Genomic DNA, 22,256 nt, shown 5'->3' on the forward strand with positions numbered 1-22,256 from the left:
CGGACGGGAAAATTGGAAGCGCGCCATTATACTCAGACGCCCCCCTGCACTCAACGCAAACAACAACATAACTGCGCGAAGCCTAGCGGCGCTATCCAGGTGCAGGACAAGAACAATATAATAATGATTCTCAAAAACACCCGCAACTGAGTAGCATATGCCCTTCACCCGCCTCTCTTCTGCCCAGCCAGCCTGGCGTTTTACCCTGCTCGCCTTGGCCTTGATGCCTGCCGCCAGTAGCCTCGCGGCCGAAACCGCCACCGCGCTTGAATTGCCCAGCCAGACCGTCACCGCAACCCGTGAAGACCAAACCAGCTACAGCGCGAGCACGGCCAGCACCGCCAGCAAAAGCGCCGTACCGATCATGCAGGAAGCCCAGGCGGTGCAAGTGGTCACCGAACAAGTGATCGAGGACTTTCAGGTGCAGTCGCTGGATGATGCTATGAAGTTCGTCAGCGGCATGACCCAGAGCAACACCCTGGCAGGCACCCAGGACGGCTTCGTCAAACGTGGATTTGGTACCAACGCCGATGGCTCGATCCTGCGTGACGGCATCCGCTCCAGCCTGTCGCGCAACTTCAGCGCCACCACCGAGCGCGTGGAAGTGCTCAAAGGCCCAGCCTCTCTGCTGTATGGCGCACTGGAGCCGGGCGGCCTGATCAACGTGATCAGCAAGCAACCCGAATACCAGCGGAGCTCGCAGATCAGCGGTGAGACCAGCAACGAGGGCGGCGGCAACCTCATGCTCGACACCACCGGCCCGCTGGGCGACAGCGGCTTCGCCTACCGCCTGATTGCCGAACGCCAGCACGAGGACTACTGGCGCAACTTCGGCGCGGACAACCACACCCTGGTGGCACCGTCCCTGAGCTGGAGCGGCGATGACCTGCGCATCACCCTGGCTTACGAGCACAAGGAATACTCGACCCCGGTGGATCGCGGCACGGTGATCATCAACGGCAAGCCGGCGAACACTGAGTACAACGCACGCTTTAACGAACGCTGGGCCAAAGCCGAAGGCACCGATGAGCTGTTTACCGCCAAAGCCGAGTACCAACTCAACCCGGACTGGCTGAGCCGCCTGACCTATGGCTGGAACAACGAGCGCTACGACTATGCCGAAGCGCGCCCCAATGCGCTCAACGCAACGACCGGCGCACTCAGCCGACGCTCAGACGGCAGCGAACACGACAACCAGACCCAGTACCTGGCCTGGGACTGGATCGGCAACGCCAGCGTGCTCGGCCAACAGCATGACCTGCTGCTGGGCATCGACACCGAGCAAGTCGACAATTTCCGCGGTGATACCTATCGCGGCCCGGCCGTTGGCGGCTTCAATATCTACCGACCGGTCTACGGCAAACTCGCCGAGCCCTCACTGCTGAACACCGCGCAAAGCGACCGAAGCGACGAACTGCACTCGCGCTCGCTGTATGTGAAAGACAACTGGCACCTTGATGAGCAATGGATATTGGTGGCCGGCGGTCGCTACCAGCACTTTGAACAATTGGTCGAGCAAGGTCGCGGCAGCAGCTATGTGAAAACCACCGACCTCCAGGACAACACCTTCCTGCCTTTCGGCGGCCTGGTGTATCAGCTCAATCAGCAGGTCTCGCTGTACGGTAACTACAGCCGCTCGTTCGTACCCAACGCCTCCGACGCCGACACCGGCCAGGCGTTCGACCCTGAAGAGGGCCGCAGCTATGAACTGGGCATCAAGCTCGACCTGGGCAACGCCCTCACAGCCAGCGCCGCACTGTTCGATATCGAGAAAGAAAACGTCGTGGTCAGCAACAATGGCACCTCGCAAGCCGCCGGCAAGGTTGGCTCACAAGGGGTGGAAATCGATATCAGCGGGCGCCTTGCCGAGCGCTGGGAACTGCTCGGCACCTATGCCTACACCGACACGGAAATCCTCGACGACCCGGCCAACCAGGGCAATGAGCTGGTGAATGCCGCGCAGAATATCGCCAGCCTGTACCTGACCCACCACCTGGCGCTGCCCAGCGACGCCGGACAATGGCGGGTTGGCGGCGGCGCGCGTTACGTCGGCGAACGCGCCGGGGATAACGCCAACAGCTTCTGGCTGGACAGCTACACCGTGGCCGATGCGTTTATCAGTTGGGAAAGCCAGTTACTGGGCGACAAGACTCGCCTGCAACTGAACGCGCGCAACCTGTTCGACCAGGAGTACTACCCCTCCAGCGGCGGCAACCTGCGCGTCGCCGTCGGTGAACCGCGTGAGGTGCGCCTGTCGGCCAGCGTCGATTTCTAAACGCCCCAAGCGGGGCTGCAAGGCTCAGGGATGAGCCAACTCAGGCAAGATCGACTCGCACCAGCGACACCGGATAGCCCAAGCGCGCAGCAAACTCATCGAGAAAGCTCTGCTTAAAGCCGGCATCCGCCCAGTTATTGAAGATAAAGCCCAGGTTGGAAAAGCCGCAGGGCTGCAGAAACAGAAAGCCGTTGATATCGTCTTCATGGCCGCATAACGGACAGCGGAAGTTGTCGGTATGCCCCGGCATCCAGTCTTCCAGGCTATCGAACAACCTTCCCCCTACTTCCCGCCGGCACTCAGGGCAGCCGGCCTCTTCGAGAAAGCCCGCCGTCGGGGTATAGATGCAACGCTTATAGATAATCTCCAAGCCATGCACCGCCTGCCCGTACGGCAGCAGTTCAGGACGCTCGACCACCCGCCGCGCGCCCTCGGCAATGCCGTAGCCCATATGTTTGAAGGTACGCCCACAGGTGGTCAGCTGCTCGTCGATGATGTTCTGCTTGACCAGCCAGCGCACGATCAACCGCGCCCGTGCCTCATGGCCGGGAAAGCTGGAAATCTGCGGCACGATAATCGCCTGCTGCTCACTCATAACGGGACTCGGTTTGCATTGAAGGCGCGCAGCTTAATCGGCTGGCGGTGCGGGTCAAGGCTCTACAGTTGCCTGGGCAAAGCCTTTACTATGCCGGCCATGATCAAAGATCCCTTCCAACGCCTGAACCTCGACCGCGAGGTACTCAGCGTCAGCCAACTGAACAACCGCGCACGCCTGCTGCTGGAAGATGTGTTCGGCGGCATCTGGGTCGAGGGCGAAATCTCCAACCTGGCCAAGCCGGCGTCCGGGCATATCTACTTCACCCTTAAAGATAGCCAGGCCCAGGTGCGCTGCGCATTGTTCCGGCAGAACGCCGCCAAGGTGCGCCAGGCTCTGCGCGACGGCCTGGCGGTGAAGGTGCGCGGCAAGGTTTCGCTGTTCGAGGGCCGCGGCGATTATCAGCTGATTCTCGATGCCGTGGAACCTGCCGGCGATGGCGCACTGCGCCTGGCCTTCGAAGCCCTGAAGGAAAAGCTCAGCGCCGAAGGGCTGTTCGCGGCCGACGCTAAAGTCGCCCTGCCAGCCCATCCGAAACGTATCGGCATTATCAGTTCGCCGACCGGTGCGGTAATTCGCGACATCATCAGCGTATTCCGCCGCCGCGCCCCGCAGGTCGAACTGACCCTGATCCCCACCGCCGTGCAAGGCCGCGACGCCACTGCGCAGATCGTCCGCGCCCTCGACCTGGCTGACCGCCGCGGCTTCGATGCGCTGATCCTGGCCCGGGGTGGCGGCTCGCTGGAAGACCTCTGGTGCTTTAACGAAGAAGCCGTGGCTCGCGCGATTGCCGCCTGCGTCACGCCCATCGTCAGCGCCGTGGGCCATGAAACCGATGTATCCATCGCCGACTTTGTCGCCGACGTGCGCGCCCCCACGCCCTCGGCCGCCGCCGAACTGCTGGCCCCCGACAGCAGCGAACTGGTGCAGCGCCTGCACAATCTCAAGCGCCGTCTAAACCTGCGCATGCAGCACCGCCTGGAGCGCGAACGCATGCGCCTGGACGGCTTGCAGCGGCGCTTGCGCCACCCCGGCGAGCGTCTGCGCCAGCACGCCCAGCGCGTGGATGATCTGGATATGCGCCTGACCCGCGCCTTCGAACGGCAACTGAACAGTCGCCGCGAACGCCTGAATCATCTGCAGACCCGCCTGCTAAGCCTGCACCCGGAACGCAACCTCAAGCTGCTGGAGCAGCGCCTGCAAGCCCTCGCCGAACGCCTGCAACGCAGCATGCGCGAAGGCCTGAAACAGCGCCGCCTGCAGCTACAAAGCCAAATGCACACCCTGCACGCGGTCAGCCCGCTGGCGACCCTAGGCCGTGGCTACAGCATCCTGCTGGACGAGCGCGGCCGTGCCATCCGCAACGCCGCCGACACCCGCCCCGGCCAACGCCTGAAGGCGCGCCTGGGCAACGGCGAGCTGGATGTGCGGGTCGAAGACAACCACGTACAGCCAGTCACCCTCTCGCTGCTCGATTGATTTCGATATTAGGTCGCCAAGCATCCCATGCGTCTCGTTACCCTCCTCACCCTGTTCTGCTTCGCCCTGCCCGCCCACGCCGAAGGCTTTATCAGCCGACTGCTCAATAAACCCGTGCCAGGCGGCGTAGCCGTGGTTGATCTTGGGCCAGCAGCCGGCGCGCCCAACGTGCGCTATCAGGGCAAACCGGTACTGGTCATAAATGAAGAGCAGCAACGCTGGATCGCTATCGTCGGCATCCCGCTAAGCATCAAGCCCGGCAGCCAGCAAATCAGCGTCAATGGCAGCCAAACGCTGAGCTTCCAGGTCGGCAGCAAGCATTACGTCGAACAGCGCATCACCCTCAAAAACCAGCAACAGGTCAATCCGAACGCCAAGAACCTTGCCCGCATTGAGCGCGAACTGGCCGAGCAGACCCGCGCCTACCAGCAGTTCAGTGCGCGCCAGCCAAGCAACCTGCTATTCGACAGGCCGGTCAGCGGCCCACTGTCGAGCCCCTTCGGCCTGCGCCGTTTCTTTAACGGCGAGGAGCGCAACCCGCACTCCGGGCTGGACTTCGCCGCCAATAGCGGTACGCCGATCAAGGCCCCGGCCGCCGGCAAGGTGATCCTGATCGGCGACTACTTTTTTAATGGCAAGACGGTGTTTGTCGACCACGGCCAAGGCCTGGTCAGCATGTTCTGCCACCTCTCGGCCATCGGCGTAACCGTCGGCGATGAACTGCCGCGCGGCGGCGTACTCGGCAAAGTCGGTGCCACCGGCCGCGCCACCGGGCCGCACCTGCACTGGAACGTCAGCCTGAATGACGCCCGCGTCGACCCGGCGATTTTTATCGGCGCGTTCAAGCCATAACCGCTCATCGGCTTTCCGAGGCACGCTTTCAAGCCCGCTTAACCGCGGCCGATCTTATTCGTGACACCGGGATTTCGCCCGGCCGAGCGGGTACGCACGCAGATGCTGACGGTTAACACCAACATCTCGTCGTCGTTCACGCGTCGCCAGTTGGAGAGTAACAGCACGGCCCTCGCGACTTCGCTGCAGCGCCTGTCCACCGGACAGCGCATCAACAGCGCCAAGGACGATGCCGCCGGGCTGCAAATTTCCAACCGTCTGACCTCGCAGATTCGGGGGTTGAACGTGGCCACGCGCAATGCCAACGACGGCATATCGCTGCTGCAGGTAGCAGAAGGCGCTTTGCAAAGCGTCACCGACGCCCTGCAGCGCATGCGCGAGCTCGGCTTACAGGCGATGAACGGCTCCAACGGCTCCCAGGAGCGCGCAGCGCTCGACCAGGAAGCCCAGCAACTGCTCCAGGAAATCAACCGAGTCAACGAAACCACCAGCTTCGCCGGGCGCAAGGTCTTCGCCCAGAATCAGGACTCGCTGCTCGGCAACCTCGACCGCCGCGCCATCCTCAACGGCCTCAAGGGCTACTGGCTGAACGAGGCCGAAGCCCGGGTGCTGGAGTTCTACGGAATCAAGGGCGACGGCGCGAGCCTGGAGATCAATCTGGACTTTACCGACGGTGCCGGCAGCGTACTGGCCTCGGTATCCGGCGTCGGCGGCGCATTCGGCCGGGTCGACGACCAGAAGCTGAACATCGACCTGGCCGACTTCCTCCCGCCCAATCTGCCCAACGGCGGCAACCCGCCCTTCTACAACGACCGCATCATCGCCCACGAGATGGCCCACGCGATCATGGGCCGCGCCATGAACTTCACGCCTCTGCCGTCCTGGTTCAAGGAAGGCGCGGCCGAGTTTATCCACGGTGCGGATGAGCGCTTGAGCGGCGACACCGCCGGCGGCACCAACGTGGCCGGCATCCTGGCCGCCTTCAACGCCGACGACGTGTCAGGTAGTGCCGGTTACTCCGGCGGTTACGCCGCCATGAAATACATGCACCAACGCATCGGTGGCGACGGCGTCAAAAGCATCATGCAGTACCTCAACCGCACCAACGCCAGCCTCGACCAGGCCTTGGCCAATGCCAGCAATGGTGCTTTCAGCGGGCTGGCAAACTTTCAGGCGCAGTTCAACGCCGATGCCGCCACCTTCGTCGCCGGGCTCGATCTGAGCAACGCCGACACCGGTGCCATCGGTGGCGAAGACAGTGACGACGGCCTGCCCCTGAGCGCCGCCGACGTGCTACCCAACCAGGGGGCCGGCAGCTCAGTGCTCAGGGGTTTCAGCGAGGAGTTCCCCACGCTGTACAACGCCCTGGGGGCCGGCGGCAATAACCTGATCAAGCTGCAAGTCGGGGCCAACGCCAACGAGACCCTGGAGATCGGCATCAGCGCCTTCAGCGTCGACGCCATGGCGCTGAGCAATGTCGACCTGCACAAGAATGCCGGCATTGCCGTGCTGGATATCGATGACGCCCTGACCTACATCGACACCCAGCGGGCTTATCTGGGGGCAACGCAGAATCGCCTGCAATACACAATCGAGAACCTGATGAACGTCTCGGAAAATGCCGCCGCCAGCCGTTCGCGCATTCTCGACACCGACTACGCCGCGGAAACCGCCAACCTGGTATCCCGACAGATCATCCAGCAGGCCGCGCAAAGCGTGCTGCTGCAAGCCAACCAAGAGCCTCAGGCCGTGCTCGCCCTGCTCAATTCCTAGCGCGCAATCGTTCACGCTAGCCAGCGCCCATCACGCAATAAAAAACCACAAACGACAGCCAACTGGTTATTCCTGCCATTCTTTTATCGATGCTTGCCATAGCCAGCCACGATGATTAGGGTTAGCAGCATGAATAGCCCATACACCCTTATCCTGCTGCGCCAACACGCCAAGACCCACAGGGATGCGGGAAATGCCGCTAGCCCGCCGGGAGCGGGCGCGGCCCTCTGCCTGGTCAGCCAGCGACTGCGTGGCTAATTGTTCACGCCAGCGCCCCGCCTTCTTTCAGATTCAGCCCGGCCCGCCGATTGCAGCCGCCGCTATAAAGGACACCCCCGATGAGCATGCTTAAAGACCCGTCCAGCAAGTACCGTCCGTTCACTCAAATTGCCATTCCAGACCGCACTTGGCCGGACAAGATCATCGACAAGGCGCCAATCTGGCTGTCCACCGATCTGCGCGATGGCAACCAGTCGCTGATCGAGCCGATGGACGCCGAAAAGAAGATGCGCTTCTTCAAATGCCTGCTGGCCGTAGGCCTGAAGGAAATCGAAGTCGGCTTCCCGTCCGCTTCGCAGACCGATTTTGACTTCGTCCGCGAGCTGATCGAAGGTGGCCATATTCCGGATGACGTGACCATTCAGGTGCTGACCCAGGCCCGTGACGACCTTATCGAACGCACCTTCGAGTCGCTCAAGGGCGCGAAGCAGGCCATCGTTCATTACTACAACGCCTGCGCACCGAGCTTTCGCAAGATCGTCTTCAACCAGGACAAGGCCGGCGTCAAAGCCATCGCCGTGGCCGCCGGCCAGACCATCAAACGCCTGGCCGACGCCGCCCCCGAGACGCGCTGGGGTTTTGAGTACTCGCCGGAAGTGTTCAGCTCCACCGAAATCGACTTCGCCGTCGAGGTGTGCAACGCGGTGATCGCAGTGTTCCAGCCGACTCCGGCGAACAAGCTGATCCTCAACCTGCCGGCGACCATCGAGTGCGCCACGCCGAACAACTACGCAGACCAGATCGAATGGTTCGGCCGCCATATCGACCGCCGCGACAGCGTGCTGCTCAGCGTGCACACCCACAACGACCGTGGAACCGGTGTGGCGGCCTCGGAATTGGCGGTAATGGCCGGTGCGGACCGCGTCGAAGGCTGCCTGTTCGGCAATGGCGAGCGCACCGGCAACGTCTGCCTGGTGACCCTGGCGCTGAACCTCTACACCCAGGGCGTCGACCCGGAGCTGGACTTTTCCGATATCGACACCGTGCGCAAGGTGGTCGAGGACTGCAACCAGATCCCAGTACACCCACGCCACCCCTACGTCGGCGACCTAGTGCACACCGCTTTCTCCGGCTCGCACCAGGACGCGATCCGCAAGGGCTTCGCCCAACAAAAGGCCGATGCTGTTTGGGAAGTGCCGTACCTGCCGATCGACCCTGCCGATATCGGCCGCGATTACGAGGCGGTGATTCGCGTCAACAGCCAGTCCGGCAAGGGCGGCATCACCTTCCTGCTCGAACAGGAATACGGCATCAACCTGCCGCGACGCATGCAGATCGAGTTCAGCCAGGTGGTGCAGAAGGAAACCGACCGCCTCGGCCTGGAGATGAGCGCCAAGCAGATCTATCAGCTGCTGGAGCGCGAGTACCTGCAAGCCACCACGCCCTACGCCCTGAAAGGCCATCGTCTGCAGGAAGAAAACGGCACCAGCGCGGTCGATGTGGAAATCATCAGCGACGGTGACAGCCAGCACTGGCGCGGTATCGGCAAAGGCCCGCTGGAAGCCCTGGTGGCCGGTTTGCCGGTTGCCGTGGAAATCATGGACTACAGCGAACACGCCATCGGTGCCGGCACCAACGCCAAGGCGGCGGCTTATATCGAACTGCGCGTTAACGGCGGTCGGGCATTGCATGGCGTCGGCATCGACGAAAACCTCACCACCGCGAGCTTCCGCGCGCTGTTCAGCGCACTGAATCGCGCCCTCGGCCAGACCGCCGAACAAGCCGCCTGAATGCGTCGTGAGCCGCCAGCCTATACGGCTGACGGCTTGCTCGCCAGATAGCGCGCAGTGGCCTGTATGGCCTGGGCGATATCCGGCCACAGCAGTTGATGCTGCCGCGCCAATGCCTGAGTCGCGGCAGTGTCGAAGCGCGTGCTCTGGATAAAATCCAGCGACTCGACCTCGGTGCGCAGCAGCTTCGGCAGCCCCGGAATCTTCAGCAACAGACGCAGCAGAGCGATCGGCACATGCCGGCGCGGCGCGGCGACGCCCAAGACGCCAGCCAAGAGCTGCACCACACCCTGCAAGTTCGGCGTGCGCTCATCCAGCGCGAGAATTTCCCGGCCAACCTGCTCGCTGTCGAAGGCGGCAGCCAGCATCAGCTCCACCAGAAAATCCACACTGACCAACGGCAGCCAATGCGCCGCCGAGCCTGGAATCGCGCTCAAGACGCCATCCGCCAGATTGCCAATCAGCCCCGCCAGTGGCTGCGTGGCCAGGATATGCCCGCTGCGGCTATGGCCACAGACCGTCGCCGGATGCACCACCGTCAGCGCGGCAGCGCGCTCGGCCATACGCGCCAGTACGCGGAAGTGCGCCTCCAGCTTGCTGCCCTCATAGGCACCGATACGTCGATAGACCTGATCCCAATCGGTGCGACTGGGCGTCTGCAGATCGATCCCCAAACGCTGCAAATGCTGGTGATTGGCCAACATAAAGCCGCCCGCCATCAGCAGGCGGCTGCCCTGGCTGGCCGCCAGTTCCGCCACCGCCAGCGCGCCCTCGACATTCACCGCGCGCGCCTGCTCGACCGACAAGCCCCAGGCGAACTGCGCGCCCAGGTGAAACACCACCGCAGCCTGGCGCACACGCTCGCGCGCCGGCGCATCCAGGCCCAAGCCGGGACTGGCCAGATCGCCGGCAACCGCGCTCAGCAACTCACCGCGCCCGCCAAGTTGCTCGACCTGCTCGCGCAGCGCCGGCAAGCGCTGCGGCGCACGCATCAATAGCGTGACCGGATGCCCCTTGCGCGTCAGCAGCGCCAGTAGATGCTGACCGATAAAGCCACTGCCGCCGGTTACAAAACATTCCTGATTCATAGCCAATCCACCTGAGTCGTTGATGACCCAAGCAGGCTAAACTGTCGAGCCTACTCGACAGTCAAGAGGCAATTGTCATGCGTATTGGCGAACTGGAAAAACACAGCGGGGCCAGCCGGCATACCCTGCGCTATTACGAGAGCCTGGGCCTGATCCGCGCCCAGCGCCAGGCCAACAATTACCGCGCGTACAGCCAGCAGACCCTGAGCGACCTGGGCTTTATCCAGCAGGCGCAGAGCATGGGCTTTTCCCTCGGCGAAATCGGCGAAATCCTCCACGCCAGGCGTGAGCAGCAACTGGATTGTGCCCAGGGCGCGCTGCTGGTGATGCGCAAACTCATCGAGGTGGAAAAGAAAATCACCGACCTGCACCACCTGCGTGATTTCCTGCGCAACGAGAAACAGCGCCTGGAGGCCAGTGCGGCCGAACAACATGCCTTGGCCATAAAGTCATCGGTGGCCAGCTGACGAAGCGCACAGTGACTTACCGGGCGACATCTACACTGCAAACAATCGACCGCAAGGAGCACCTGACCATGCGCTCACTGACACGCTGGATAGGCAGGCTCATCCTGCCACTGCTGTTCGCATGCAGCACCTATGCCGGGGCGGCCACGGTAGTGATGGCCTTCGGCGAAAAGATTCCACCCTTCTGCTTCCCGGAAAGTGACAGCGGCATCGAGCTGGAAGTGATAGGCGAAGCCCTGGCATTTCGCGGCCACCAGCTCGAACCACGCTACTTCCCCCTGGCTCGCGTGCCCCTGGCCTTTCGCCGCGGCGAGGTGGACGCGGCCATGACCGACCTGGGTCAGGACCTTAGCGACGCCGGTGCCCACTATGGCAACCCGGCCGTGATCTATTACAACGTCTTCGTCAGCCTCAAGGGCCGCCATCTCAGCATCAAGAAACCCGAGGACATTAAAGGGCTCAGCGTGGTGGCCTTCCAGGGTGCAGCCCAGCGCTACCCCGAATGGCTGGCCGCGAGCCAGAAGGATGGCCTGTACTTCGAGCAGAACAACCAGGAGCTGCAGGTGCTCGGCCTGAACAAGGCGCGCTATGACCTGGTGCTCAGCGATAGAAGCATCTTCCGCTACTTCGAACTACTGCTGGAGCGCACTACCCTGTTCAAGGCCAAGAGCACCGAGATGCACCAGTTCGTCGAGGAAGACCCGCAGAACTATCGCCCCGTATTCCGCGACCCGCAGATCCGCGACGACTTCAATGCCGGCCTCGCCCAACTCAAGGCTAGCGGCCGCTACCAGGCGATCTATGACCACTATCTAGAGCAGAAATAGCGGTCTCTCAGCCCGCCAATCTAGGCTCGCGATATACCGGGAAGTGCTCACACGAGGCCGGGCAACTGGCTTAGATCGCGCATAACTTCTCCGCCGCCTGGCGCAGGGTCTCTTCCCGTTTGGCGAAGCAGAAACGCACCAGGCGTAAATCCTTCGGCGGCCGCTGATAGAACACCGACACCGGAATGGCGGCCACCCCATGCTCGCGGGTCAGCCATTCGGCCATGGCCACATCGTCGAGGTCGTTGCGGATCGCCGAATAGTCGACCAGCTGGAAGTAGGTACCTGTAGTGCGGGTGAAGCTGAAGCGCGAGTCGGCCAGCAGGTCGCAGAACAGATCGCGCTTGCTCTGGTAGAAGGCCGGCAGCTCTTCGACATGCTCGGGATGCGCGGTCATATAGTCGGCCAGCGCCCATTGCAGAGGGGTCACGCCGCAGAAGCTGACGTACTGGTGGACCTTGCGCAGCTCGGCGCTCAAGGCCGGCGGGGCCACCACATAGCCGGTCTTCCAGCCGGTGACGTGGTAGGTCTTGCCGAACGAGCTGACCACGAAGGCGCGCTGGTACAGCTCCTCATGAGCCAGCACGCTGGCGTGCTGGATGCCGTCGAACACCAGATGCTCGTAGACCTCGTCGCTGATCAGGTAGATATCGCGCCCACGAATCAGCGCCGCAAGTTGGTCCAGTTCGGCCCGTGAAATCAACGCGCCACTGGGGTTATGCGGGCTGTTGAGGATAATCAGGCGGGTCTTGTCGCTCAACGCATCGTCCAGGCGCTGCCAGTCGATGCTGAAACCCGGCAGGGCCAGCGGCACATGCACGCAGTGCCCACCAGCCAGCTGCACCGAGGGCTCGTAGCTGTCGTAGCTGGGGTCGAAGACTATGACTTCATCGCCCGGCTGGATCAGCGCCTGGATCGCACAGAAGATCCCCTGGGTCGCCCCCGGAACGATGGTGACCTCAGTATCTGCACTGACCACGCGGCCATAGCTGCGGGCCACCTTGGCCGCGACCTGCTCGCGCAGCGCCGGCAAGCCGGTCATCGGCGCGTACTGGTTATGCCCAGCAGCAATATGCCGGCCGACCGCATCGCGCAAGGCTTGTGGGCCTTCGAAGTCGGGGAAACCCTGGGACAGGTTGAGCGCGCCGGTTTCCACGGCGAGCTGCGACATGCGGGTGAAGATGGTGGTGCCGACATTCGGCAGCTTGCTGATAATCATCGAGGCAATATTCCTGGGCCAGCGCCGGCTTGAACGCTATTGATGGCGCAGAATATCCCAACGCCCAGAAAGGCAAAAGGCACCCGAAGGTGCCTTTATAGAGCGTTTAAATCCAAGCTTAGCGCTTGTCTTTGCGCTTCTTCTCGGCCTTCTTGTGGTGGCTCATCAGACGGCGTTTCTTGTTCACCTGGCGATCGGTGAGGGTGTTCTTGTTGCCCTCATAAGGGTTCTCGCCACCCTTGAACTCGATGCGGATCGGCGTACCGACCAGCTTGAGCACACGGCGGTAGGTGTTCTCCAGGTAGCGCACATAGGACTTGGGCACCGCATCGACCTGGTTACCGTGGATCACAATCAGCGGCGGGTTGGCACCACCCAGGTGAGCGTAACGCAACTTGATCCGGCGACCGCTGACCATGGGTGGCGCGTGATCGCTCACCGCATCCTCGAGAATCTGGGTCAGACGGTTGGTCGGCCAGCGGGTGATCGCCGACTTGAACGACGCCTGCACCGACTTGTACAGGTTACCCACGCCGGTGCCGTGCAGCGCCGAGATAAAGTGGATATCAGCGAAGTCGACGAAGAACAGCCGGCGTTGCAGCTCGACCTTCACGTAGTCACGCTCGCTGGGCTCCATGCCGTCCCATTTGTTCAGGGCGATCACCAGGGCGCGACCGCTTTCCAACACGAAGCCGAGCAGGTTGAGGTCATGGTCGACCACACCTTCACGGGCATCCATGACGAACACCACGACGTTGGAGTCCTGGATCGCCTGCAGGGTTTTCACCACCGAGAACTTTTCCACAGCCTCGAAGATCTTGCCGCGGCGACGTACGCCAGCGGTGTCGATCAGGGTGTACTTCTCGTCATCGCGCTCGAACGGGATATAGATACTGTCGCGGGTAGTGCCAGGCTGGTCATAGACGATCACCCGGTCTTCACCGAGCATGCGGTTAACCAGGGTCGACTTGCCGACGTTGGGCCGACCGATGATGGCCAGCTTGATGCCGTCCTTCTCGCTCGGGCCGGGAATGCGCTTGGCTTCCTGACCTTCGAGGACGACTTCCTCTTCCTCACCCTCTTCTGGCTCGCTGGCATCCTTGGGGAAGGAGCCCAGCACGGCCTCGAGCATCTGGGTGATGCCGCGGCCATGGGCACCGGCAATCGGCAGGGACTCGCCCATGCCCATGCTGGAAAATTCGGCGCGGGCCAGGTCGGTGTCGATGTTGTCGACCTTGTTGATGACCAGGAAGCTGCGCTTGTTGCGCCGACGCAGGTGCTCGCCGATCATCTGGTCGGAAGCGGACAGACCCGCACGGGCGTCCACCAGGAACAATACGGCATCGGCCTCTTCGATGGCCTGCAGCGACTGCTCGGCCATCTTCGCGTCGATACCTTCCTCGTCACCGGAAATTCCACCGGTGTCGATGACGATATAGGTTCGCCCCTGCCACTTGGCCTCGCCGTATTGACGATCACGGGTCAGACCAGACAGGTCGCCGACAATCGCGTCACGGGACTTGGTCAAGCGGTTAAACAGGGTGGACTTGCCAACGTTAGGGCGGCCCACCAGGGCAATTACGGGAACCATTAGGCTCTCCACTTCGTTATTTCAGAAAATACAAAAGCCGCTGCAGGAGCAGCGGCCGGAATTCTTTGCACTGACCATGCTGCACAGCGTGAATGCTGTGCAGCATAGCCAAGGCGTCAGCGCAGGGTCACTTGATGGTCAGTGCCACCAGCTTGCCGCCGTTGCCGAAGGCATACAGCCAGTCGCCAACCACCAGCGGACGGGCGCGCAGGCCATCGCTGTCGATACGCTCACGGCCGACAAAGCGACCATCCACCTGGCTGACCAGGTGCAGGTAACCTTCCAGATCACCGAAGGCGACATAGCTGGAGAACACTTCCGGAGCCGACAGCTGGCGGCGTGCCAGTGCATCGTTGCTCCAGAGTGCCGACGCTGAACGCTCGTCGATGCCTTCCACGGTACCGCTGGCCAAGCTGACATAGACGTTGCCGAAGCCCTGGGCTACGCCCACCGAGCTCGATGCTTCGCGCTGCCAGAGAATGCGCCCGCTTTCCAGATCCAGCGCCGCGACGCGGCCCTGGTAGCTCACGGTGTAAAGGGTACCGGCGGACAGCAGCAAGCCGCCGTCGATATCCACCACACGCTCCAGCTCGGAACGACCTTGCGGCACAGCAACACGCTGCTCCCAGACCGGAATGCCACGCTGGGCATCCAGCGCAATCACCTTGCCAGTGGACAGGCCGGCAATCGCCAGACGGTTGGTCAGCACAGGACTGCCAGTGCCACGCAGAGTCAGTACGGCCGGAGTGTTCTCGAAGATCCAGCGCTGCTCACCACTGTTCATATCCAGAGCGATCAGACGATCGTCCTGGGTCTGTACCAGCACCACATCGCCGTTCAGCGCAGGGGCAGCCAGCACTTCACTGGTCACCCGAGCACGCCACTTCTCTTCACCGCTGGAAGAATCCAGGGCGATGATTTCGCCTTTCAGGGTGCCGACCACCACCAAACCATAACCGGCAGCCACTGCACCGGAGACCGGCAGTTCCAGCTCGGCTTTCCAGATCACGTCGCCGTTCATACGGTCCAGCGCCATGACCAGGCCTTCGACGTCAGCAGCATAAATGCGCTCACCATCGACCACCGGGACCAGCATATTGAAGGTTTCGCCCTGGCCTTCGCCAATCGAACGACTCCACTCTTTCTGCAACTGCACTTCTTCTTCGAAGTCAGGCAGGTCAGCTGGCGGCAGTTCCTTCTTGCTATTGCTGCTGCAACCTACGACCAGAACGGCCAGGGCCAGCAGTGCGGCATTCTTCCAGCGCATCACGTCACGCACCCCCTTTTGCCAGATCATCCAGCTTCATTTGCAGGCCACCCACGGCGGCGTCTTCAGACAGCGCGGCCTTGGCTTTCTCATAGGCAGCGTGAGCATCATCGGCACGACCCAGCTGTACCAGCAGGTCGCCTTTGAGCTCTTCGCGGCTGGCGGCGAAAGCCGGCTCAACGTCGGCCTCAAGCAGCTTGAGCGCAGCGTCAGCCTTGTCCTGAGCGGCCAGCACACGAGCCAGACGCTGACGCGCCAGTTCGGCCAGGTTGCCATCGACTGGCTTGTCGACAATCGCCTGCAACTCGCTGGCGGCGTCATCCAGCTTGCCAGCCTCGACCGCTACCTTGGCGACAAACAAGCTGCCGTACTGGGCGTAGTGAGTGCCGGTGAAATCATTTTTCAGGGTGTTTGCCAGCTCGGCGACCTTGCCGGCATCCGGCTTGCCGCTAGGGACCAACGCCGCTTCCAGCAGCTGCTGATACACCAGCGAAGCACCCTGGGACTGATTGCTCTGGTACTTCTGCCAGCCCTGCCAGCCAAATACGGCAACCAGCGCCAGTGCGACGCCAGTCAGCAAAGGCATGCCATTTTGCTGCCACCAGTCCTTGATTACTGCCAGTTCTTCATCATCAGTACGCGAAACCACCCCAATACTCCTATTCGCTAAATCACTCAACAGGCGCTCAGGCCTGATCGGCGCAGGTCGCCAGATGATCGGCCAATGCCGACCAAGCAATACTTTGTTGTTCACCCTGACCGCGCAGCGGTTTGCAACCTACCACTTGCTGGGCCAGTTCGTCTTCACCCAAGATCAAGGCGTAAAGCGCGCCGCTCTTGTCGGCTTTCTTGAATTGACTCTTGAAGCTACCCGCGCCGGCGTTGACCTGCAGACGCAGGCCCGGCAGCTGATCACGCAGGCGTTCGGTCAAAGCCAGCGCCGCCAGTTCAGCAGGCTCGCCGAAGGCGCACAGGTAAACATCAACCGTACGGGCGATTTCAGCCGGTACTTTACCTAGAGTTTCGAGCAACAGCACCAAACGTTCGATGCCCATGGCAAAACCCACACCAGGGGTCGGCTTGCCACCCATCTGCTCGACCAGGCCATCGTAGCGACCGCCGGCACAGACCGTGCCCTGGGAACCGAGCTGATCGGTCACCCACTCGAACACCGTCTTGCTGTAGTAGTCCAGGCCACGCACCAGCTTGGGATTGATCACATAAGGCACGCCAGCCGCATCCAGACGAGCCTTCAACCCCTCGAAATGCACGCGAGACTCTTCGTCGAGGTAATCCGCCAGCTTCGGTGCATTGACCAGCAGCGCCTGGGTTTCCGGCGCTTTGCTGTCGAGCACACGCAGCGGGTTGCTGGTCATACGGCGACGGCTGTCTTCATCCAGCTGGTCAGCGTGCGCGGTCAGAAACTCGACCAGCGCATCGCGATACACCGCGCGCGCGGCGCTGGTGCCGAGGCTGTTCAGCTCAAGCTTCACCGCATCACGAATGCCGAGCAGGCCCCACAGACGCCAGGTCAGCACGATCAGTTCCGCATCGATATCCGGGCCGTCGACATTGAAGACCTCCACGCCAATCTGATGGAACTGGCGATAACGGCCTTTCTGTGGACGCTCGTGACGGAACATCGGGCCGATATACCAGAGCTTCTGGGTCTGCCCGCCACCGGACAGACCGTGTTCGAGCACGGCCCGCACACAGGCGGCCGTGCCTTCCGGACGCAGGGTCAGCGAGTCGCCGTTACGGTCCTCGAAGGTGTACATCTCTTTTTCGACGATATCGGTGACTTCACCGATCGAGCGCTTGAACAGCTCGGTGAACTCGACGATTGGCATACGAATCTGCCGATAGCCGTAACCGTCAAGCAGGCTGCCAACAGTACCTTCGAAGTAGCGCCAAAGCGGAGTTTGCTCGGGCAGGATGTCGTTCATGCCACGGATGGCTTGCAGGGACTTGCTCAATTCGATTCCTTAGCGGTGTTAGCTGCGCACAATCAGGGCGGCGTCAGCAGCGACCTTTTCGGCCGCTTTCCGGCGGATAAGCTTTTCCAGCTCGTCCACCAGGTTGTCATTGCCGAGCTTCTGCGCCGGCTTGCCATCGATATAGATCAGGTTGGGCGAACCACCGGTCAGGCCGATATGGGCTTCCTTGGCTTCGCCCGGGCCGTTGACCACGCAGCCGATCACCGCCACATCCAGCGGCACCAGCAGGTCTTCGACGCGCAACTCCAGCTCGTTCATGGTCTTCACCACATCAAAATTCTGCCGCGAGCAGCTCGGGCAGGCGATGAAGTTGATGCCACGGGAACGCAGGCGCAGCGACTTGAGGATGTCGTAGCCGACCTTGATCTCTTCCACCGGATCGGCGGCCAGGGAGATGCGGATGGTATCGCCGATACCTTCAGCCAGTAGCATGCCCAGGCCCACCGCTGACTTGACCGTACCAGAACGCAAACCACCGGCTTCGGTAATGCCCAGGTGCAGCGGCTGCTCGATCTGTTTGGCCAGCAAGCGATAGGCTTCGACAGCCATAAACACGTCAGATGCTTTAACGCTGACCTTGAAATCAGGGAAATTCAGGCGATCTAGGTGCTCGACATGGCGCAGCGCCGACTCAACCAGCGCAGCCGGGGTCGGTTCGCCATATTTCTTCTGCAGGTCCTTTTCCAGCGAACCGGCGTTGACCCCGATACGAATCGGAATGCCCTTGTCACGGGCCGCCTCGACCACCGCACGCACACGGTCTTCACGACCGATGTTGCCCGGATTGATGCGCAAGCAATCGACGCCGAGCTCGGCCACGCGTAGGGCGATCTGGTAATCGAAGTGGATATCCGCAACCAGCGGCACCTTGACCTGCTGCTTGATTCGGCCAAAGGCTTCGGCTGCATCCATGTCCGGCACCGAGACCCGCACGATATCTGCACCGGCATCTTCGAGGCGACGAATCTGCGCCACAGTGGCGGCTACATCATTGGTGTCGCTGTTGGTCATGCTCTGCACGGCAATCGGCGCGTCGCCGCCAACCGGCACGGAGCCGACCCAAATTTTGCGAGATATACGGCGTTTGATCGGTGATTCGCAATGCATGCTACTGCCCACCCAACTTCAAACGCGCGGTCTCACCGGAGATAAACGGCGCAACATCCACCGGACTGCCATTGAGGCTGACTTGCGCACCCCGGGCATAGCCCAGACGCAGCTCCAGCGGGGCCTTACCGACCAACTCCAGGCTATCGCCCTTGCGCTTGAGGGCACTGAACAGCACCTTGCCATTGGCATCAGTCAACTGCGTCCAGCAATCGGCAATAAAGGTCATGCTGACTACCGCCTCACCGGCGGCGGCTTGCACAGGTGCCGGAGACGCTACCGGTGCAGCGGCACCTGGCGCTGCTGCAGTCAACTCGCCAGGAGCAGGCGTTGCGGCTACCGCAGCCGTGCTGGCCACTGCAGCCGGGAGCGTTGCGCTGCTTGCTGCAGCAAGCGGCAGTTCTGCCGGAGCAGCGTCAAGTACAGGCGGGGCCACGACGGGGTCGACCACCACTTCAGCACTCTCACCCGCTATTGGCTGCGGCACTGCCGAATCGAGTTGGGCGGCGGCCACGGCCTGATCTTCGGGCTCATCCAGTGGATGAATCTGGGTCGTGCCGTCAGCACCGTCGACTTCAACATGCTCGAAACTGCTCGCAGCCAAATCGCCTGCACGGCGCTCGGCCTGCTCCTGCCACCAGAAGAAACTCAAGCCTGCCAGCGCCAGCAGCAAGACAAAACTGACCATGCGCAAGATACGCTGTGAATAACTGACCGGCTCTTCGATGCGGTTCAGGCTGTGCACACTGCTACCAGCAGCATCGCTGCCGGTGTACTGGTCAAACTCCAACACCAGGCGATTCTGATCGACCTCCAGCAGCTTGGCGTAGGCGCGCACATAACCACGGGCAAAGGTATGCCCGGGCAACTTGTCGAAAGCCCCTTGCTCGATCTGACTCAGACGCTGCGGGGTCAGATTAAGCTGCCCAGCCACCTCCGCGATGGTCCAGCCGCGGCCCTCACGAGCCTTGCGCAAAGACTCGCCCGGATTGACGCGAGGAACTGCTAGCACTTCAGGATGCGCCGCTTTCATCATTGCTCCGACAGGTATTGCTGATATTCCGGAGTGCCCGGATAAAGTCGTTTCAACTGCAGGCCAAGGCTCGCGGCATTGTCGCGATCCTCGAAAATCTTCGCCAAGCGTACGCCCAGCAAGAGGCTACGGGCATCGTGCTCAACGGCAAGAGCCATATAGCTTTCGTAATAGCCGCGAGCAGGCACGTATTGTTTGTCCTCATAGGACAACTGCGCCATTTCCATCAGCGCACGTGGCTGGCGGCTATTCAAGCGCAACGACCGTTCGAAATAGGCACGGGCCTGCTCACGCTGTTTGAGCCGCAACGCGGTCAGCCCCAAATTCTCGAAAATGCGCGAACGCTCAGGGTAAAGACTGTCCTGCGACGCTTGGATATAGCGCTCCTGGGCTTCTTGGTAACGCTCCTGCTCAAAGAGAAAACCACCGTAGTTATTCAGCAGGCGTGCATCGCCACTACGCTGCGAAATGGCCTTGCGGAAATGTTCATCCGCCAGCTTGGGTTCCATCTCAATCTGGAACACTATTGCCAGCGCGGCATGAGCATCTGCATCCGAAGGGTCGAGCTCCAGGGCGCTTTTCAAGGGAACTTTGGCGCGTTCGGTCGCGCCCTGCTGCAGATAACCGATGCCCAATTGTGTATAGGCATCGCGTGCTTCATCACGGCCCTTTTCGGTCTTCATCGGGTCGACATTACCGGTCGAAACACAGCCCACCAACAAGCTGACGCTCAACAGCAACAACGCGGGACGCAAGGTCATGGGTATCCTCCCCTCAGGTTCGATTGGCGGCGGAACTCGGCGCTTCGGCCTCGCTACTCAATTCACGCACGGCGATATAGCGCTCACTACGACGGGTACGGTCCATAACCTGGCCGACCAACTGCCCGCACGCCGCGTCGATATCCTCACCACGGGTGGTGCGCACGGTGACATTGTGCCCGGCTTTGTGCAGCAGGTCCTGAAAGCGGCGAATGGCATTGTTGCTTGGCCGCTCGTACCCGGAGTGGGGGAAGGGATTAAACGGAATCAGGTTGATCTTGCAAGGCACATCTTTGAGAAGTGCGATCATCTCCTCAGCATGCTCGGTCTTATCGTTAACATCCTTGAGCAGGGTGTACTCGATCGTCAGCACACGCTTCTCGCCAAGGCGCGAAACATAACGCTTGCAGGCCGCCAGCAGCATCTCCAGCGGGTACTTCTTGTTGATCGGCACCAGCTGATTACGCAGCGCATCGTTGGGTGCGTGCAGCGACAGCGCCAGTGATACGTCGATCACTTCGCCGAGCTTGTCGATCATCGGCACCACGCCGGAGGTGGACAGGGTCACCTTGCGCTTGGAGATGCCATAACCGAGGTCGTCCATCATGATTTTCATGGCGGCGACAACGTTATCGAAGTTCAGCAGCGGCTCGCCCATGCCCATCATCACCACGTTGGTGATGGCACGGTCGATTTTCGCCGGCACGCTACCGAACGACTTGTTGGCGATCCACACCTGACCGATCACTTCGGCGGCGCTCAGATCGCTGTTGAAGCCTTGTTTGCCGGTCGAGCAAAAACTGCAATCCAGCGCACAGCCGGCTTGCGAGGACACACACAAGGTGCCACGCGAGCCCTGGGGGATATACACGGTTTCTACACAACTGCCTGACGCCACTCGCACTACCCACTTGCGCGTGCCATCAGTGGAAATATCTTCGCTGACCACTTCCGGGCCGCGGATTTCAGCACAGGCCTTGAGCTTTTCGCGCAAGACCTTGCTGACATTACTCATGGCATCGAAATCATCGACGCCAAAGTGGTGAATCCACTTCATCATCTGACCGGCACGGAAACGCTTTTCCCCGATGCGTTCGAAGAATTGTTCCATCTCTGCCTGGGTCAGACCCAGCAGATTGATTTTACCGGTAGCGTCAGTCATGGCTTCACCCTCACTCAATTTCGCTTAGCGAATGCGAGCGCAAACTTCGGTGGCAGCGAAGAAGTAAGCGATTTCACGCGCAGCGGAGGCTTCGGAATCAGAACCGTGAACAGCGTTTTCGTCGATGGAAACGGCGAAATCAGCACGGATGGTGCCGGCAGCTGCGTCTTTAGGGTTAGTTGCGCCCATCAGGTCACGGTTAGCCAGAACAGCGTTTTCGCCTTCCAGAACCTGAACGATAACCGGACCGGAGGTCATGAAAGCAACCAGATCCTTGAAGAAGCCGCGCTCGCTGTGCTCAGCGTAGAAGCCAGCAGCTTCGCGCTCGGACAGCTGAACCATTTTCGAAGCAACGACGCGCAGGCCGGCTTTTTCGAAACGGGTGGTGATCTCGCCAACAACGTTTTTAGCAACGGCATCAGGCTTGATGATGGAGAAAGTGCGTTGAACAGCCATGTGAAACTCCAGAAACAATGATTAAAGCGAAAAATTAAACCCGCGAATTATACGCGGGTTCCGGTTAAATGCGTAGGGCGTGCCTTAGCGCGCGTCAGTCAGCCTCTTCAATCCAGGCCGCCTGAATCGCTTCAAGCACCTTCTCACCGCCACGCTGCGGATCATCGGAAAACTCTGGCAACGCCAACACCCAGCGGTGCAGGTCGACAAAATTGACGAAACGCGGATCAACTTCCGGCTTGCTTTCGGCAAGCTCAATAGCGATTTCCAGCACATCAACCCACTTCAGACTCATGAT

At 61.2% G+C, this 22,256-nt stretch carries 20 protein-coding genes; 7 read left to right on the top strand and 13 right to left on the bottom strand.

All coding sequences use genetic code 11. The annotated features are described in order from the left end of the window. Positions 1 to 157 precede the first annotated feature (157 nt). A complete protein-coding gene (locus WBK23_RS06210; protein ID WP_424483089.1) occupies positions 158 to 2,275 on the top strand; it encodes a TonB-dependent siderophore receptor in 2,118 nt (705 codons plus the stop codon). A gap of 40 nt (positions 2,276 to 2,315) precedes the next feature. Here WBK23_RS06210 and WBK23_RS06215 read toward each other — a convergent pair whose 3' ends face one another. Then, positions 2,316 to 2,870 carry a sugar ABC transporter ATPase gene (locus WBK23_RS06215; protein ID WP_424483090.1) on the bottom strand — a complete coding sequence of 185 codons (555 nt, stop codon included), beginning with the start codon at positions 2,868 to 2,870 and terminating at the stop codon, positions 2,316 to 2,318. Positions 2,871 to 2,969: 99 nt separating this feature from the next. On the opposite strand from WBK23_RS06215, the gene xseA reads away from it, so the two are divergent. The 4 genes from xseA to leuA all read left to right on the top strand — a co-directional run bounded on the left by xseA (position 2,970) and on the right by leuA (position 8,983). Beyond that, positions 2,970 to 4,349, top strand: a complete 1,380-nt coding sequence (gene xseA / locus WBK23_RS06220; RefSeq protein WP_424483091.1) for an exodeoxyribonuclease VII large subunit — start codon at positions 2,970 to 2,972, stop codon at positions 4,347 to 4,349. Positions 4,350 to 4,376: 27 nt separating this feature from the next. Beyond that, positions 4,377 to 5,201 carry a peptidoglycan DD-metalloendopeptidase family protein gene (locus WBK23_RS06225; RefSeq protein ID WP_424483092.1) on the top strand — a complete coding sequence of 275 codons (825 nt, stop codon included), beginning with the start codon at positions 4,377 to 4,379 and terminating at the stop codon, positions 5,199 to 5,201. A gap of 60 nt (positions 5,202 to 5,261) precedes the next feature. Next, on the top strand, positions 5,262 to 6,974 hold the full coding sequence (locus WBK23_RS06230; protein WP_424483093.1) for a flagellinolysin: 1,713 nt from the start codon (positions 5,262 to 5,264) through the stop codon (positions 6,972 to 6,974). 338 nt (positions 6,975 to 7,312) lie between these two features. Next, complete coding sequence (leuA, locus tag WBK23_RS06235) at positions 7,313 to 8,983, top strand: 2-isopropylmalate synthase (protein ID WP_424483094.1); 1,671 nt, start codon at positions 7,313 to 7,315, stop codon at positions 8,981 to 8,983. Between the two features lie 20 nt (positions 8,984 to 9,003). Here leuA and WBK23_RS06240 read toward each other — a convergent pair whose 3' ends face one another. Next, positions 9,004 to 10,071 carry an SDR family oxidoreductase gene (locus WBK23_RS06240; RefSeq protein ID WP_424483095.1) on the bottom strand — a complete coding sequence of 356 codons (1,068 nt, stop codon included), beginning with the start codon at positions 10,069 to 10,071 and terminating at the stop codon, positions 9,004 to 9,006. Between the two features lie 77 nt (positions 10,072 to 10,148). Here WBK23_RS06240 and WBK23_RS06245 point away from each other — a divergent pair, with 77 nt between their 5' ends. Together WBK23_RS06245 and WBK23_RS06250 are read left to right on the top strand one after the other, a co-directional pair. Then, positions 10,149 to 10,538 (top strand): MerR family transcriptional regulator, encoded by a 390-nt coding sequence (locus WBK23_RS06245; RefSeq protein WP_424483096.1) that lies wholly within the window; start codon positions 10,149 to 10,151, stop codon positions 10,536 to 10,538. Between the two features lie 68 nt (positions 10,539 to 10,606). After that, entirely contained in the window at positions 10,607 to 11,365 is a 759-nt protein-coding gene (locus WBK23_RS06250) for a substrate-binding periplasmic protein (protein WP_424483097.1), read from the top strand. Between the two features lie 70 nt (positions 11,366 to 11,435). On the opposite strand, the gene WBK23_RS06255 is transcribed toward WBK23_RS06250, so the two are convergent. The 11 genes from WBK23_RS06255 to iscX form a co-directional block, all read right to left on the bottom strand. Beyond that, positions 11,436 to 12,584, bottom strand: a complete 1,149-nt coding sequence (locus WBK23_RS06255; RefSeq protein ID WP_424483098.1) for a pyridoxal phosphate-dependent aminotransferase — start codon at positions 12,582 to 12,584, stop codon at positions 11,436 to 11,438. A gap of 118 nt (positions 12,585 to 12,702) precedes the next feature. Further along, complete coding sequence (der, locus tag WBK23_RS06260) at positions 12,703 to 14,175, bottom strand: ribosome biogenesis GTPase Der (RefSeq protein ID WP_424483099.1); 1,473 nt, start codon at positions 14,173 to 14,175, stop codon at positions 12,703 to 12,705. A gap of 127 nt (positions 14,176 to 14,302) precedes the next feature. Then, entirely contained in the window at positions 14,303 to 15,454 is a 1,152-nt protein-coding gene (bamB, locus tag WBK23_RS06265; RefSeq protein WP_424483300.1) for an outer membrane protein assembly factor BamB, read from the bottom strand. Then, positions 15,447 to 16,028 carry a tetratricopeptide repeat protein gene (locus WBK23_RS06270; RefSeq protein ID WP_424483301.1) on the bottom strand — a complete coding sequence of 194 codons (582 nt, stop codon included), beginning with the start codon at positions 16,026 to 16,028 and terminating at the stop codon, positions 15,447 to 15,449. Before WBK23_RS06270 ends, bamB begins: the two co-directional genes overlap by 8 nt. Before the next feature lie 100 nt (positions 16,029 to 16,128). Continuing rightward, positions 16,129 to 17,418, bottom strand: coding sequence for a histidine--tRNA ligase (gene hisS, locus WBK23_RS06275; RefSeq protein WP_424483100.1), 1,290 nt, complete (start codon positions 17,416 to 17,418; stop codon positions 16,129 to 16,131). An 18-nt stretch (positions 17,419 to 17,436) separates the two neighbouring features. Beyond that, positions 17,437 to 18,546, bottom strand: coding sequence for a flavodoxin-dependent (E)-4-hydroxy-3-methylbut-2-enyl-diphosphate synthase (gene ispG / locus WBK23_RS06280; protein ID WP_424483101.1), 1,110 nt, complete (start codon positions 18,544 to 18,546; stop codon positions 17,437 to 17,439). A gap of 1 nt (position 18,547) precedes the next feature. Beyond that, entirely contained in the window at positions 18,548 to 19,579 is a 1,032-nt protein-coding gene (locus WBK23_RS06285) for a RodZ domain-containing protein (protein WP_424483102.1), read from the bottom strand. Next, positions 19,579 to 20,340, bottom strand: coding sequence for a type IV pilus biogenesis/stability protein PilW (gene pilW, locus WBK23_RS06290; protein WP_424483103.1), 762 nt, complete (start codon positions 20,338 to 20,340; stop codon positions 19,579 to 19,581). The genes WBK23_RS06285 and pilW overlap by 1 nt, the downstream gene beginning before the upstream one ends. Before the next feature lie 13 nt (positions 20,341 to 20,353). Then, entirely contained in the window at positions 20,354 to 21,502 is a 1,149-nt protein-coding gene (gene rlmN, locus WBK23_RS06295) for a 23S rRNA (adenine(2503)-C(2))-methyltransferase RlmN (protein ID WP_424483104.1), read from the bottom strand. Between the two features lie 24 nt (positions 21,503 to 21,526). Continuing rightward, complete coding sequence (gene ndk / locus WBK23_RS06300) at positions 21,527 to 21,958, bottom strand: nucleoside-diphosphate kinase (protein ID WP_424483105.1); 432 nt, start codon at positions 21,956 to 21,958, stop codon at positions 21,527 to 21,529. 94 nt (positions 21,959 to 22,052) lie between these two features. Next, the gene (gene iscX, locus WBK23_RS06305) at positions 22,053 to 22,253 is read right to left on the bottom strand and encodes a Fe-S cluster assembly protein IscX (RefSeq protein WP_424483106.1); all 201 of its coding nucleotides are present in this window, start codon (positions 22,251 to 22,253) and stop codon (positions 22,053 to 22,055) included. Positions 22,254 to 22,256: the final 3 nt, after the last annotated feature.

This window comes from Pseudomonas sp., from assembly GCF_049653025.1.
Classification (GTDB): Bacteria; Pseudomonadota; Gammaproteobacteria; order Pseudomonadales; family Pseudomonadaceae; genus Aquipseudomonas.

Coding starts and splice junctions, on each gene's coding strand:
- ndk (WP_424483105.1), bottom strand. CDS start 21,958: ATGGCTGTTCAACGCACTTTCTCCATCATCAAGCCTGATGCCGTTGCT.
- WBK23_RS06210 (WP_424483089.1), top strand. CDS start 158: ATGCCCTTCACCCGCCTCTCTTCTGCCCAGCCAGCCTGGCGTTTTACC.
- WBK23_RS06270 (WP_424483301.1), bottom strand. CDS start 16,028: ATGCCTTTGCTGACTGGCGTCGCACTGGCGCTGGTTGCCGTATTTGGC.
- WBK23_RS06255 (WP_424483098.1), bottom strand. CDS start 12,584: ATGATTATCAGCAAGCTGCCGAATGTCGGCACCACCATCTTCACCCGC.
- WBK23_RS06250 (WP_424483097.1), top strand. CDS start 10,607: ATGCGCTCACTGACACGCTGGATAGGCAGGCTCATCCTGCCACTGCTG.
- xseA (WP_424483091.1), top strand. CDS start 2,970: ATGATCAAAGATCCCTTCCAACGCCTGAACCTCGACCGCGAGGTACTC.
- WBK23_RS06245 (WP_424483096.1), top strand. CDS start 10,149: ATGCGTATTGGCGAACTGGAAAAACACAGCGGGGCCAGCCGGCATACC.
- WBK23_RS06240 (WP_424483095.1), bottom strand. CDS start 10,071: ATGAATCAGGAATGTTTTGTAACCGGCGGCAGTGGCTTTATCGGTCAG.
- WBK23_RS06225 (WP_424483092.1), top strand. CDS start 4,377: ATGCGTCTCGTTACCCTCCTCACCCTGTTCTGCTTCGCCCTGCCCGCC.
- leuA (WP_424483094.1), top strand. CDS start 7,313: ATGAGCATGCTTAAAGACCCGTCCAGCAAGTACCGTCCGTTCACTCAA.
- WBK23_RS06285 (WP_424483102.1), bottom strand. CDS start 19,579: ATGAAAGCGGCGCATCCTGAAGTGCTAGCAGTTCCTCGCGTCAATCCG.
- iscX (WP_424483106.1), bottom strand. CDS start 22,253: ATGAGTCTGAAGTGGGTTGATGTGCTGGAAATCGCTATTGAGCTTGCC.
- pilW (WP_424483103.1), bottom strand. CDS start 20,340: ATGACCTTGCGTCCCGCGTTGTTGCTGTTGAGCGTCAGCTTGTTGGTG.
- ispG (WP_424483101.1), bottom strand. CDS start 18,546: ATGCATTGCGAATCACCGATCAAACGCCGTATATCTCGCAAAATTTGG.
- der (WP_424483099.1), bottom strand. CDS start 14,175: ATGGTTCCCGTAATTGCCCTGGTGGGCCGCCCTAACGTTGGCAAGTCC.
- rlmN (WP_424483104.1), bottom strand. CDS start 21,502: ATGACTGACGCTACCGGTAAAATCAATCTGCTGGGTCTGACCCAGGCA.
- WBK23_RS06215 (WP_424483090.1), bottom strand. CDS start 2,870: ATGAGTGAGCAGCAGGCGATTATCGTGCCGCAGATTTCCAGCTTTCCC.